Source organism: Psychrobacter cibarius, assembly GCA_030686115.1.
In the GTDB taxonomy this organism is placed as follows: Bacteria; Pseudomonadota; Gammaproteobacteria; order Pseudomonadales; family Moraxellaceae; genus Psychrobacter; species Psychrobacter cibarius_C.
This window is the reverse complement of sequence record CP131612.1, coordinates 3,126,180-3,140,071: the sequence shown is the minus strand read 5'-3', so window position 1 is coordinate 3,140,071 and position 13,892 is coordinate 3,126,180. Positions and strand designations below refer to the sequence as shown.

10 protein-coding genes are annotated in these 13,892 nt (G+C 44.7%); 6 read left to right on the top strand and 4 right to left on the bottom strand.

The window, feature by feature from the left end:
- Positions 1 to 47 precede the first annotated feature (47 nt).
- Complete coding sequence (locus Q6344_13345; protein WLG15224.1) at positions 48 to 521, top strand: YcgN family cysteine cluster protein; 474 nt, start codon at positions 48 to 50, stop codon at positions 519 to 521.
- 79 nt (positions 522 to 600) lie between these two features.
- Here Q6344_13345 and Q6344_13340 read toward each other — a convergent pair whose 3' ends face one another.
- Entirely contained in the window at positions 601 to 1,962 is a 1,362-nt protein-coding gene (locus Q6344_13340) for a DUF4105 domain-containing protein (protein WLG13561.1), read from the bottom strand.
- 245 nt (positions 1,963 to 2,207) lie between these two features.
- Between Q6344_13340 and Q6344_13335 the strand changes: the two genes are divergently transcribed.
- The 5 genes from Q6344_13335 to Q6344_13315 all read left to right on the top strand — a co-directional run bounded on the left by Q6344_13335 (position 2,208) and on the right by Q6344_13315 (position 9,666).
- Positions 2,208 to 3,107: a transporter associated domain-containing protein gene (locus Q6344_13335; GenBank protein ID WLG13560.1), complete on the top strand. Its 900-nt coding sequence runs from the start codon at positions 2,208 to 2,210 to the stop codon at positions 3,105 to 3,107.
- A 244-nt stretch (positions 3,108 to 3,351) separates the two neighbouring features.
- A complete protein-coding gene (gene lnt / locus Q6344_13330) occupies positions 3,352 to 4,935 on the top strand; it encodes an apolipoprotein N-acyltransferase (GenBank protein ID WLG13559.1) in 1,584 nt (527 codons plus the stop codon).
- Between the two features lie 180 nt (positions 4,936 to 5,115).
- Positions 5,116 to 5,553 carry a hypothetical protein gene (locus Q6344_13325; protein WLG13558.1) on the top strand — a complete coding sequence of 146 codons (438 nt, stop codon included), beginning with the start codon at positions 5,116 to 5,118 and terminating at the stop codon, positions 5,551 to 5,553.
- A gap of 333 nt (positions 5,554 to 5,886) precedes the next feature.
- Positions 5,887 to 7,449, top strand: coding sequence for a peptide MFS transporter (locus Q6344_13320; protein WLG13557.1), 1,563 nt, complete (start codon positions 5,887 to 5,889; stop codon positions 7,447 to 7,449).
- A 399-nt stretch (positions 7,450 to 7,848) separates the two neighbouring features.
- A complete protein-coding gene (locus tag Q6344_13315; protein WLG13556.1) occupies positions 7,849 to 9,666 on the top strand; it encodes an aminopeptidase P family protein in 1,818 nt (605 codons plus the stop codon).
- A gap of 124 nt (positions 9,667 to 9,790) precedes the next feature.
- Here Q6344_13315 and Q6344_13310 read toward each other — a convergent pair whose 3' ends face one another.
- The 3 genes from Q6344_13310 to Q6344_13300 all read right to left on the bottom strand — a co-directional run bounded on the left by Q6344_13310 (position 9,791) and on the right by Q6344_13300 (position 13,679).
- Complete coding sequence (locus Q6344_13310; GenBank protein WLG13555.1) at positions 9,791 to 10,735, bottom strand: hypothetical protein; 945 nt, start codon at positions 10,733 to 10,735, stop codon at positions 9,791 to 9,793.
- Between the two features lie 115 nt (positions 10,736 to 10,850).
- Positions 10,851 to 12,101 carry a beta-ketoacyl-ACP synthase II gene (fabF, locus tag Q6344_13305; protein WLG15223.1) on the bottom strand — a complete coding sequence of 417 codons (1,251 nt, stop codon included), beginning with the start codon at positions 12,099 to 12,101 and terminating at the stop codon, positions 10,851 to 10,853.
- A 225-nt stretch (positions 12,102 to 12,326) separates the two neighbouring features.
- Positions 12,327 to 13,679 (bottom strand): anhydro-N-acetylmuramic acid kinase, encoded by a 1,353-nt coding sequence (locus Q6344_13300; GenBank protein ID WLG13554.1) that lies wholly within the window; start codon positions 13,677 to 13,679, stop codon positions 12,327 to 12,329.
- Positions 13,680 to 13,892: the final 213 nt, after the last annotated feature.

Here is a 13,892-nt window from a genome sequence, read left to right as displayed (position 1 = left end):
ATCAAAGTAACAATAATAGCGACCATGACAGTAAGCTCAATGATACATTGCGTCCGAATTTTTGGTCGCGCTTTGCACTGTCAGAACTCAATCATAGCGAATGGGAAGCGTTGTGTGATGGTTGTGGCAGCTGCTGTTTGATTAAGTATATTGACGAAGATGAGAATGGCGATGTGGATGAAGAGTTGGTCGAGTATACCGATGTGACTTGCCAGCTAATGGACTGTACGACGGGTTATTGTCAGCACTATGACACGCGTCAAGAGCATGTGCCAGACTGTATTCAGCTAACCATGGACAATCTCCCGCAGATGATGTGGTTGCCTTCGCACTGCGCCTATAAGCGTTTGTATAAAGGACAAAATTTGCCAAGTTGGCATTTGTTATTGACCCAAGATGCAGTGGTAACGCAGCAACAAATGCGTGCTGCCAATGTTGGCGTGGCTGGGCGCTGTGTTTCTGAGACTGGTATGTCTGATGAAGCGATGGAGGAGCGGGTGGTCAGCTGGGTTAAGCCTTGATAATACTGAGAGTTACTGAAATCAGTGACATCAGTGACGTTGGTATTATTGCAGGGTAAAAGTACAATGCTACTTAATTTTAATAAGAAGCCTGAGCCGCAGATTTGGCTTTTGCCTCAGCATCTTCTTGCGTGTCAGCCAATGGCGGGATAGGAATGTCCTGACGAATTTGCTCAGAGAACTCGCGGCTGTTTTCGTTGCTATTAACGCCAGACTCTAGATTGATTTGATTACTGAATCCTTTAACCTTTGAGTTGATATGGGTACGCTCGTACCATGTATCCATTGACCACGGCTGTCCAGTCTTTTCTGGAGTAGCGTCAAGCATACCGACATCATATAGATAATTTGGCAGCCAGCCAGAGACCCAAATACGATAATCCCACGGCAGGCGATCGCCACTGACGATACGCGCCATATAAAAAATGATATTGGTGCAATTACTGAGTAATGTGTTATACCAAGCAGGCTTGGCATTCAATTCATCGGCAGCGGTTAAATAAGATTCAAATAGTGACTTGACCTCGTGCTGCTGCAAGTTGCTAACGGGAAATAGATAAACTTGCTCGCCACGCGCATTCGTTCGGGTATAAATAATATCACGCTCTTCTGCGGCAATCAGGCTCAGCTCATAGCGTCTAAAAAACCCTGCCAATGCCGAAAACGACTCGCCTTCTTCTTTACGAATCTCAAATGAGAAAGCAAGCGGTCTATCATCTTCAAAACGAAAACTGACCAAAGTATGGGCAATCAGTGGACCCATCCAGTAAGAGTTGGTGACATCGACGCCAGATAGTTTGGACATATCAATGGTACGTGTATCCCAGCGTTCGGTCGCCTCCGTGTCGGTATGCCAATCAAAGTTACGTACATTGGTTAGGGTCACTAAGTCAGGATTGGTTGCATCGCGCTCGTAAGTGACTCTTTCACTTACCTCAGCCATCCAGTCGCGCTCTTGTTGGGGTTCAATAGAAAAAAACCAGCCAACGCCTACCAACCAAATAGCGCCATATAAAGCGGTTAACCATTTATTTGCTGACTTACTATTTATGGTTGCTTCGTTGCTCCATGGTTTACTGCTGCGTTGTTTATGATCAAAGCGCTGAGCTATTTTTGGCCAATAGCGAACGCTTAGTAAGGCTGTCAGTACACCAACAATGAAAATTGCGGCTAACCAAGTGATGGTAGAGCCTGCCCCAAACTGATACCAAATCGCCAGCAATAACCAAACGGCTGACAGTAGCAAGGTAATAATGATGAAAAACTGTATAAGATAATATCGCCATGTAGGTGTCGGTTGGCGACCATTCGCAGTGTTATTTTTTAAGCCGTGTCTATCCGAACCATGATTATTTGACTCAAGCGTGTCCAAGCCGTTATCTGAACGATGGCTATATGAGTGCGGCGTGAGCAGGCGAGAGAAAAAGGAATGTAGCGACATAGGGTGTGCTTTGGTGTGTGAAGGCTTTGACCATAGCAAAGTTTATAACGTACTGACAATACAATTTGAGTGAATTTATCGTTGAATGTCGGTGAGCCTTGCGCTAAAGTGAAGCTACTTTGATCTGCTCCATTTATAATTTAATAATCAAAGATCTGTTTTATTTGCTGTATTCATCCCCATCTACGTCTGTTATTACGTATTATTTTAATTGTTATTAACTAAAGAGGTTAAATCACATCACCATGTCTGACGACACTCCCAGCCCGAGTAGTTGGTCGATGCGCGGCTTAAAACGCTGGCTATCGACCGCCCCCGAAACCCGTGACGAATTGATTCGTCTGGTACAAGACTCGCGCCAGTTCTTAGAGCCTGATACCGTCGATATGTTAGAAGGCGTGCTGGATCTGCCTGCGACACAAGTGCGCGAAATCATGACTCCGCGCCCGCAAGTGGTTGGGCTGCACGAAAGCACCAGTCTCGCTGAGGTGATGGATATCATCCTTGAGACCACCCATTCGCGCTATCCTGTCTTTGACAGTCAAGATGATGATGCCGTCATTGGCATTTTATTGGCAAAAGATTTGATTCCTATTCTTGTGCATATGGTGCGCGATCAAGAAGATAAAATCGATAGCAAACGTTTGAGAGATCTGGTACGTCAGCCGCTATATATTAGTGAGACGGCACGTTCTGATACCTTGTTACGCTCATTGCAGCGTACCCAAGTACATATGGCGATTGTCGTCGACGAATTCGGCAACTTTGGCGGTGTCGTTACCATGGAAGACTTGCTTGAAGAGATCGTCGGCGACATCGTCGATGAGCATGATGACTTCGATGAAGACAGTGATATCAATAACATCGTCGCTGATCCTGAAAAACCAAATACCTGGCGTGTGCAAGCGTCTACCGTGATTGAAGACTGTAACGATGAGCTTGGCAGTCATTTTGATGATACGGATGTCGACACCATGGGTGGTCTGGTCATGCAGGCGCTTGGTTATGTAGGTGATTTGGAAGGTGAAAGCGTAGTGATAGATGATTGGAAAATCACTATTACTGATGTTGAAGGGCGTTTTATCCAAAATCTTGAGCTCACCAAAATCAATCCTGATCAGCAAATATTGATAGGCAGTCATTGATGTGTCGATAGCGACCTAAACATTGTTTGATATACTCAAAAAATCACGATTGCGGTCGTGTTTTTTTTGTGTTTGCTATTGGGTATTTGCTACGCAATGTTACCTATTAATGGGTTGAGACTGGTATCATGGGCGGGTTTAACTTTTAGATACTGTACAAAACATAATACGGTCTGCTTCAGCTTGGTTTTCATCTGAATGTTGACGCTTAAAATTTTGAAAAATATGGTTTTGGATAACTGCTATGCGCCTGTCTACTGTTGATTTACAAAAACGCCTGAACCCTGATAAGCCCAAGGGTTTGCCTATAGCGCTAACGGTATTGATTGCGTTATTGGCAGGTGCGGTGTTTATATTTGCACTTGCGCCTTATGGCATTTGGCCACTGGCGCTAGTGTCGCCTGCTATTTTATATGCCTTATTGATGCCTGATATGAGTGGCAAGCGTGCGTTTCTTATCGGTCAGGCTTACGGTACGGGACTTTGGTGCGTTGGCGCATTTTGGTTATACACCTCTATTCATGTTTATGGCGATACGCCAGCATGGCTTGCGCTGATTATGATTGCGCTGATGGGGCTAGGCATGGGGTTATTCCATGGCTTTTTGGCGTTGGTTTTCAACCGTATGGTCGGTCGTCAGCCGTTGTCTTTTGCGGCGCTATGGATACTCCAAGAGTGGCTAAAAACGTGGTTGTTCACTGGATTTCCGTGGTTGTTTGTCGGTTATGCCTTTACGGAGCAGTATTGGTTATCGTCATTAGCACCAGTCGCTGGCGTCTTTGCTGTCTCCTTCGTTGCGGTATTATTAGCAGCCAGTTTGGTTGAGTTATTGCGTCGCCGTGGCGGCTATATGATTCCGTCGACAGCATTGTTGGTAATTAGCAGCGCGTTATGGTTGATTAATCCGCAATGGACGAAACCAAAAGGCACGCCTGATTTGTCCGTGTCCTTAATCCAAGGTAATATTCCACAAGATTTAAAATGGCTCACCGAATATCAAATAGAAACCCTGAAAATTTATGCAACTCTGACCAGTACTGAGTGGGATCGCGATATCGTCTTATGGCCAGAATCCTCGATTCCTATGTTTCAAGATGAAGCGATTGGCTTTATCAGTGAAATGGTTAAAATGGCCAAAGAAACAGATACCACGTGGGTAACAGGTATTCCCTATAGAGATTTAGAAAACTTTGACCCAAAAACGGATAAATATCCGCCATTTTATAATAGCGTGGTTGCGCTAGGTAGTGACGCTGAAGGGATGTATAAAAAGCAGCGTCTGGTGCCATTTGGTGAATATATTCCCTTCGAAGGCATGTTAGATATCTTGCCAAACCTTGCTGGGAGTCAAGAAATCATGAGCTATAGTCGCGGTAGTGACAACCAATCACCACTGCGTGTACGTGGTCATAATTTGGGCTCAGCAGTCTGTTATGAAGTGGCTTACCCTGATACCACCCGTAAAAACGCGATTGGCACGGACTTCTTATTGACCATCTCAAACGATGCTTGGTTTGGTACGTCGGCAGGTCCATTGCAACATCTGCAAATGGTGCAGATGCGCGCGCTAGAGAATGGGCGTTGGTTTATGCGCGCGACCAATACAGGCGTGACCGCTATCATCGATCATAAAGGTCGTATCGTCGAGCGTGCACCGCAGTTTGAGCGCACAGTATTGCGCGGTGATGTTCAGGCGCGGGTTGGTAATACACCTTTTATGAGCTTCGGTAATTATCCGATGCTCTTTATCATTACGCTGTTACTTGTCTTGAGCTACTTTGGTAAGCGTGGGATGCCGCAACCGCGTTTGGGTAAGTCGCTAAAATAATTGGCTATTATTACCAGTGATAATGAATCGCTCGAATGGGTTATGAGAATTAACCATCAAAGCGAGTGGCAAAGTTTGTTGATAATAAATCCTTTAAATACTTAAGGGTTTTAACAAATCGGTACGAATTGCGATATAATAGACCAATATTTTAAATATTTTGTGCAAGGTGGATAAGGTATGTCAGAACATATTGTCGAAAACAACCCTAAGAAAGAGTTCTTATTTGCTTTAGGCGGTGTTGCCTTATTTTTAGGTATCGTCTTACTTATTGGTATTTCTGGATTTTTGCGTCCAGCAGGCGAGCACATTACTGCTGAGACAACCGAAACGTCAGCGGCGGCTGATGAAGCAGAAGCGATTGCTGCTGAAGACACTGCGCCAGCTGAAACAGCACCTGTAGCCGCGGATGCTACAGCGACTGATACTGCTGCAGATGCAAGCGTCACCCCAGCGACCGATACTGATAGCGCTGTGGTTACCGCAGAATCTGGTACTGCAACTGCTTCTGGTACAGTTAGTCAAACTGCGGTTGCAGATGCTGATCTAACGGCTGAGCAAGCAGACGGTGATTTGGAAGCGGGTGATACCACTGATGAAGCGGTAGCCGCACAGTAATATACGTAAGTCGATGCTACCTTTTTAAAGTATGGCTCGACAAACCGCTTCGCTTAAAGTCCAAGTATTTTTGCTTAAAACCTAAGTATTATGGCAATATTATTGTAATACCATAAGCACAACAGCATCGTCATCAATGCCATTGATGCTAAAAATAAAAGCCCGCTTTCAGCCAATGATAGCGGGCTTTTTTGTGGGTATTTGTGTAATTATTGACCAATTATTTCTTTACTTGATTATATCCAAGTGAAACAATGATGCGCCTATATGACCGCTTGTCGGGATAATTATATATTTGGTCGTTAATACAGTGGTCTTTAAAGGAATAAAGTTATGAGTACAGAATCAAAGTCAGAGGTTAGTGCTGCTGAATTGGCAGCACTAGATAATGGATTTATGGGGCACCCTAAGCCGCTACGTCCATTGTTTTTCACAGAAATGTGGGAGCGATTCTCTTATTATAGTATCCGTCCACTATTAGTATTATTTATGGTAGCGACCGTCGGTAGTGGCGGTTTTGGTTTCGATGAGGTCACAGCTTCTGCTATCTATGGTATTTTTGCTGGTTCGTTATATTTAGCGGCAGTACCGGGTGGCTGGTTGGCTGATAATTGGCTCGGTCAAGAGCGTGCACTCTGGTGGGGTAGTATTATTATCGCCCTTGGTCATTTGTGTATCGCACTATCCGCTATGTTTGGGATGACGCTGTTTTTTGTGGGTTTGATGTGTATCGTTCTCGGTTCAGGCTTATTTAAAACCTGTATCTCTGTGATGGTCGGAACGTTGTACCCCAAAGGCGATGCACGCCGTGATAGTGGCTTCACTCTATTTTATATGGGTATCAATATTGGTGCGCTACTGGCTGCCCTTATCGTTGGCGTATTTAAAGAAAAAGGTATGTGGCATGTAGGCTTTGGTGTCGGTGGTCTTGGCATGTTAGCTTCACTATTGATTTATCGTTTTTCAGCTAAAAAAACCTTAAATCGTTATGCTCGTGCCAAAAACATTACGCCTGAATGGGAACAAACGACTGGACGTTTCAAAAATGTAGGTCGCTGGGTTGGTGGGTTTCTCGCGCTACTTGCTGCCATTACTATCTTAGTGTCGACTGGTATTATGCCATTTAACCCTGAAATGGTTGCTCAGTATATGACTTACCTCATTGCAGCAGTCGTCATACTATACTTTGCTGTCATGTTTATTTCACCGCGATTGGACAAAACTGACAAGCTACGTTTGTTAATTTGTTTTATCTTAATCATCGGCTCGACGCTATTTTGGTCAAGCTTTGAGCAGCAGCCAACGTCTTTTAACTTGTTCGCTGATCGCTATACAGACTTGAATGTTTTAGGCTTTGAAGTGCCTAGTATTTGGTTCCAATCGCTTAATCCCTTATTTATTTTAATATTAGCACCGATCATCAGCATTGTCTGGGTCAAGCTTGCCAATCGAGGTCTTGAGCCAAATAGTATGGTAAAGTTTGCGCTTGGTATGTTGTTTGCCGCCGCAGGCTTTGCTTTGATGATATTTGCCTCAAAAAGCATTTTGACTAGCGATGGTGGATTGGCTTCACCTTTATGGTTGGTGGGTAGTTTATTATTGCTGACCCTTGGTGAGTTGGCGCTCAGTCCTGTTGGTCTGTCTGCAATGACTAAGCTTGCGCCAAAAGGTATGCAAGGTCAGATGATGGGGCTTTTCTTTGCTTCTCTCGCTTTAGGTAATTTGGTTGCTGCGTTCTTTGGTGGTCAAGTATCAGCGGATAAGATCGAAGGGTTGCCGGGCTTATTTACGATGATGACAATCTTTTTGGTGGTCACAGCCGTTGTTTTATTGGCATTAGCCAAACCGATCAATAATATGCTGCAAAAAAGCGAGCGTGCAGATAAGCTGAGCTAATTCAGACACACGATTAACGTGATTTAGTATCAATAGCAATACCAGCAAAAATGTTAGATGGCGAGACGTGTTACCATATCGGTAGCACGTTTTATGGTGACACTTAGTAAGTTATTGCCCCCACGCTATTGAAAGTCCGCTTTCCGCCCAAACATCTAATAATGCTCTGCTGTAATGCTCCTAAAAATAGTTAGCCTTATCTATCTGGTCATTGACAACACTTTAATTTTTAAGACATTGAGCGTCTTACGAAGGTTGTTTAGATGCTAAGCATTCAGTGAATGATAAATAACTAATGCCTAAAACAGTTTACTCGCTCAAATAAGATGACTATCCATAGTCGCCTCACAATATGATTTTTCCAAATCTTATTTTTTAAAATCAATAAGGACACCTTTTATGAATAAACAAAGCATCCACGATCGTATCGACAGCCTACGTCAGGCGTTAGTAGCACAAGATCTGACCGCGATTATCGTACCGTCTGCTGATCCGCATTTATCTGAGTATTTACCAGAATATTGGCAAGCGCGCTTATGGTTATCAGGATTCACAGGCTCAGTCGGTACGCTCGTTGTTACCGCTGATTTTGCTGGATTATGGACGGACAGCCGCTATTGGGTACATGCCGCTGACCAATTAGAAGGTACTGGTATTAGCTTAGAGAAGCTTGCACCGGGTCAGCCAAATCATATTGATTGGCTCGCCGAGCACTTGGCTGAGGGTGATAGCGTGGCAGTGGACGGCAATGTATTGTCTATCTCTGAGCAAGATAGATTGTTGAATGCCTTTGATGCCAATGACATTACCTTAATCACTGAGCGTGACGTATTGACAGAAATATGGAGCGATCGTCCAGCGCTACCAACCGCCAGTCTATATCAACACGATGCGCAGTTTGTCGCGCAGTCTGCTACCTCAAAACTTGCCGCTGTACGTGCAGGTATGGCTGAGGCAGGCGCAACCCATCACTTGCTTTCAAGCTTAGACGATATTGCTTGGTTGACCAATTTACGCGGCGCTGATGTTGATTATAACCCTGTGTTTTTGGCACATATGCTCATTAGCGAACATGACGCGACATTGTTTATCGATAACAATAAAGTCAGTAGCGAGATAGCACAAATCTTAAAAGACAGCGGTATCACCCTTGCATCTTATGATGCTGTGCAAGATGCATTAGGGACATTGAGTGCTGATGACTTATTGCTATTAGACCCAAGTAAAGTGGCAGTGGGTACGTTATCTAAAATGGGCGATGGCATAGGTTTTATTGAGCAAATGGCGCCAAGTACGTTGCTAAAATCGGTTAAATCTGACGCTGATATCGACCATGTGCGTGAAGCCATGCGTCAAGATGGTGCGGCATTAAGTGAGTTTTTTGCCGCATTTGAGCAGCGTTTAGCAGACGGTGAGCGTTTAAGCGAGCTGGATGTTGATAGTATGCTCATCGAAGTGCGCAGTCAGCAGCCACATTATGTATCGCCAAGTTTCCCGACTATCGCAGGCTTTAATGAAAATGGTGCGCTGCCACATTATCGTGCAACACCAGAAAAATTCAGCTACCTAGATGTCAATAAAGGCGAAGGTGGTTTATTGCTCATTGACTCAGGCGCTCAGTATCAAAACGGCACCACAGACATCACCCGTGTGGTCGGTATTGGACAGGTAAGCAGCGAACACAAACGTGACTTTACCACCGTACTCAAAGCCCATATTGCCTTAGCAAAAGCGCATTTCCCTGATGGTATCGCTTCACCACTCATCGATGCGATATGCCGTGCACCATTATGGCAGGCACAGATGGATTATGGTCACGGTACTGGGCATGGCGTTGGTTATTTCTTGAACGTCCATGAAGGCCCACAAGTGATTGCTTATAGTGCCAGCATGCCAAAAGAGCGTGCGATGAAAGAGGGCATGATCTCAAGTAATGAGCCAGGTCTATACCGTGAAGGCAAATACGGTATTCGTATTGAGAACCTGATGGTTAATAAACGTGTTGCCCAACCAGTAGAGACGGAATTTGGCGATTTTCTTAATTTTGAGACCGTCACTTATTGCCCAATTGATACTCGTTTAATTGAGTCGTCATTATTGACTCAAATCGAAATTGATTGGTTGAATAATTATCATAGCCAAGTCTATGCTGAGCTAAAAGACCGCGTTGAAGGTGCGGCACTTGACTGGCTGACTGAGCGTACTAAGGCTATCTAAAGTAAACGCTCATATCGACGAAGCTAAAATGAAAAAACCCCCGTAAAGTTTACGGGGGTTTTTTAGTACTAGGAATTTATTACTGAGGATTTATTGCTAAAAGGTGATGCGTAAGAAGTAGAGTTTAGCTTTTTTTAGACTCTTTGTCAGTTCCTGCTTCATCTTCGCTTAGATTTTGAGTCACTTCAGCACGTAACCAAGATTTTAAATTCTCAGACATCAGCATCATTTGCTCACTGAGATAGTCATCAATTTGCATTTCCAACTCACGGATCATCTCTTGATGCGTGGTACTCAGTTTCGCATCTTTCAGTGCCAGTTTGATGGCGGCGCTGGCTTTGTCATTGACCGCTTTTATACTGTGGTCGTCATTGATATGCTTGTCATTAGCGACATTAGAATGTTCACTGATGGTTTTGTTCTCAGAGCTGGTAACAAGGTTATCATCAGTATTAGATTGCGTCGCAGCCGATTTTTCAACATCTTGGTTTTTTTCAACCGTGTTATCAATACTAAGCGATTCTGAATCACTCGCATCATTGGCGTTCATAGCGGTCGTTTTATCAGCAATATTCTTCTTCTCAGCGGCTATTTGCTCAGTTTTCTGTTGTTCTTTTTGCGCGGTATCTGCTGCTTCTTTTAATCTAGCACTTTCTTTTAATCTAGCACTTTCTTTTAATCTAGCACTTTCTTTTAATCTAGCACTTTCTTTTAATCTAGCACTTTCTTTTAATCTAGCACTTTCTTTTAATCTGGCATCCTCTGCCGCTTTTACTTTTTGTTGTTCTTCTCGCTGTTGTTTTTCAGCAGTCGCTTGCTCTTCGGCCTTTTTGTCAGTAATGGCTTTAGCGATGGCTTGCTCCGCTTCATGGTTTTCGTAGAGCTCATCGATGTGGGTATCCAAATCATGAGTATTAAAGACAAAGCTTTCAAATGGGGTATCGTTTTGCAGTAAGGTGGTGATGTCTTTTAGCTCTTGGGTAATTGCTGCGCGAATAGGTTCAGGCGCACACGTCCAGCGCTGATAAAACTGATGGGAAAATGAGTAGCTTGACATGGTATCGTCCATAAATGTTCCAAAAATTACCCCTTATCATACGCAAATACGATAAGGGGCTGCAAGTGGACAAACGTAGCAAATCTGACACCAAGGTTACAACAACCGATATGATGAGTGTTATACCTTAATGATTCACGGGCCAGCGCGCAAATACTAACGAGCCATTGGTACCACCAAAGCCAAAGCTATTGGATACGGCATACTGTAAGTTTTCAACTTTGCGCGATTGGTTGGCGACATAGTCGAGGTTACAGTTGTCTTCCACATTGTCCAAATTAATGGTGGGTGGCACATGCTGATGCTGTAGGGCAAGGACGGTGAATATGGCTTCAACAGCACCCGCGGCACCAAGCAAATGACCCGTCATCGATTTGGTTGAGCTGACCAAAATGCGGTCTTTAACTGGGGCAAAAACGGTTTCAATAGCAATAGATTCAGCGACATCACCCGCAGGGGTGCTGGTGCCATGAGCATTGACATAACCAACACTCGATGGCTCAATGCCAGCATCATTTAGGGCATTACGCATCGCTCGCGCCGCACCGCTGCCATCTTCAGGCGGTGCTGTGATGTGGCTGGCATCATCACTCATCCCAAAGCCGACCAGTTCAGCGAGTATGGTTGCACCACGTGCTTTGGCGTGAGCGAGGCTTTCTAGTACCACCATACCCGCGCCATCACCGAGCACAAAACCATCACGGTCTTTGTCAAAGGGACGCGAGGCTTTGGTTGGCTCGTCATTGCGAGTTGAGAGGGCATGCATGGCACCAAAACCTGATATGCCAAGTGGGCTTGATCCTTTTTCACTACCACCTGCTAGCATGACATCGGCATCACCATAAGCAATCAAACGTGCAGCGAGACCCATCGCATGGGTAGCGGTGGTACAAGCCGTCGATGTCGCAAGGTTGGGACCTTTTAAGGTATGTTTAATCGCCACTAAGCCTGCTGCCATATTCACAATAGAGCCAGGAATGATAAAGGGCGAAACTTTCATAGCGCCTTTCTCTCGTAGCGTATCGCGACTGTTTTCAATGGTTTGGATACCACCAATACCTGAGCCTAAAATAATGCCGAATCGTTCTTGATTAACCCCGTGTACGGGCGCATCAGCAGCACTTACTTCATCGATAAAACCAGCGTTCTGTAATGCCATACTAGAGGCGGCAATACCATAATGAATAAATTCATCATAGCGTCGCGCGTCTTTGGCATTCATATATTGCTTGGCATCGAAATCCTTGACCACGCCAGCAATTTGAGCGCGATAGCCAGTAGCATCAAAATGTGTAATTGGCGCGATGCCGCTATCACCATTGAGCAGCTTAGTCCATGAGCTATCGACGTCGAGTCCCAAAGGTGTCAACGCACCCATACCCGTAATTACGACGCGCAAGTCATCGCTACGCTCATAGTGCGGTAGTTTCTGACGCGGTTGATGCTCTGCTGTTGCGCTAGCATCATTGGTAGCTTGATCAGTAAGTGAACTGCTGTGTTGGCTCATGCGATATATCCTATACTTACAAGTCCTAAGAGGAGGGTATTTCAGAATTCATTATAAAACACATAAGTGCACGTGTGTAAACTAAAATTTGACCAGTCAGGCGAAACAAACCTGACCCAAAACCACGCCTTTACTCGCGCCAGTGACAGCTGGTAAGTTACCCGTTTCACCTATTAGTGTTTGCCGTGCGAGCCATGCAAAGGCGACGGCTTCGACCCAAGCAGGATTCAGCCCTAAGCTGGCAGTGGTCTCTACTGTGCAATGAGGCAGATGCGCCTGCAAGCGAGTCATCAAATAATCGTTTAATGCACCGCCACCACAGACGTAAACCGAGCTATTTTCATGAGCATTAATAAACATGTTAATTTGCATACTGGCACTCATCGCTGTCAGCTCAGTGAGTGTTGCCTGTACATCGGCAGATGAGTAACGGACATCAGCAGATGCTTGATCGAATTTTTGCAGCTCATCTTGTAGCCAAGCTAGGTTAAAATCTTCGCGCCCTGTACTTTTAGGATAGCTTTTATGAAAAAAAGGATGTTCCAAAAGCTGATTAAGTAGCGGCTCAACCACTTGTCCTGACTGCGCCCATGCGCCGCCCGCATCATAATCTTTTTCGGTATGCAGTGTTGTCCACGCATCTAGCAGTAAATTGGCAGGGCCAGTATCATAACCTACGACACTGTTTATATGCTGATTGTCTGCATTTTCTAAATTGCTATGAGTATCTGCTGGCAAAACGGCTATATTGGCAATACCGCCCAAGTTTAATAACACCCGCATGCTATCAGGCGTGGCAAATAACGCTTGATGAAAAGCTGGCACCAACGGTGCGCCTTGTCCACCAACCGCCATATCACGGCGGCGAAAATCACTGACGACGCTGATGCCAGTACGTTCAGCGATGATATTGGCATCGAGCAATTGCAAGCTAAAGCCCATCTGCGGGCGATGACGCACGGTTTGACCATGACAGCCAATTGCTAGTACCGACTCACTATCAGTATTGGATTGCTGCAATAACGTATTGACCACGTCGCTGGCAAATTCAGCATATGCTTTACTTGCCCAACCGAACCAGTCAAGCTCGCTATTCGGTTCACCCTCTGCTGGTATCAGTTCTTGAACACCATTAGGCTGACATAATGCCAATAATACCTCACGCAAACGTGGCGGGAAATCTTGGCTATGAGTTGCTAATAGTTGCATGGGCTGTTGAGTGGCTTTTTCCCCACTGAATTGACAAAGCACCGCATCCATACCATCTAAGCTGGTGCCTGACATCATGCCGATATATAAGCCATCATCGAAGTTTTCAAACACCTTTTGCTCAAGCGCATCGGTCAAGGTGGCATAGTTTAAATCATCCATATTATTTAAACTGTGCTCTAGATTGAAACTTGTGTCAGTATTATGATGAGTATCAGCAATCGATGCGGGGTTGGTCATGGCAATTTACCTTAAAAAACGCTAGTATATCTGTCAAATTCTAACATCTTTTAGCGGCTACGAAACTTTAATCCCATTGCCAAAAATCAGAGTAGTGATAAACGAGTGCAAGTACTACATTTATTAGATAATAGACCAAACGAGTTTGACGCTGCTAATAATCGTATTTTTGTGCTTGGTATAAATAGCCTAAACGCGTCACCCTTTTAATAA

Excerpts from the sequence above, each read along its gene's own strand:
- fabF (WLG15223.1), bottom strand. The coding sequence starts at position 12,101 with ATGGGTGCGTTGACACCTTTGGGACTCGACGTCGATAGCTCATGGACT.
- Q6344_13300 (WLG13554.1), bottom strand. The coding sequence starts at position 13,679 with ATGACCAACCCCGCATCGATTGCTGATACTCATCATAATACTGACACA.
- Q6344_13335 (WLG13560.1), top strand. The coding sequence starts at position 2,208 with ATGTCTGACGACACTCCCAGCCCGAGTAGTTGGTCGATGCGCGGCTTA.
- lnt (WLG13559.1), top strand. The coding sequence starts at position 3,352 with ATGCGCCTGTCTACTGTTGATTTACAAAAACGCCTGAACCCTGATAAG.
- Q6344_13340 (WLG13561.1), bottom strand. The coding sequence starts at position 1,962 with ATGTCGCTACATTCCTTTTTCTCTCGCCTGCTCACGCCGCACTCATAT.
- Q6344_13310 (WLG13555.1), bottom strand. The coding sequence starts at position 10,735 with ATGGACGATACCATGTCAAGCTACTCATTTTCCCATCAGTTTTATCAG.
- Q6344_13320 (WLG13557.1), top strand. The coding sequence starts at position 5,887 with ATGAGTACAGAATCAAAGTCAGAGGTTAGTGCTGCTGAATTGGCAGCA.
- Q6344_13315 (WLG13556.1), top strand. The coding sequence starts at position 7,849 with ATGAATAAACAAAGCATCCACGATCGTATCGACAGCCTACGTCAGGCG.
- Q6344_13325 (WLG13558.1), top strand. The coding sequence starts at position 5,116 with ATGTCAGAACATATTGTCGAAAACAACCCTAAGAAAGAGTTCTTATTT.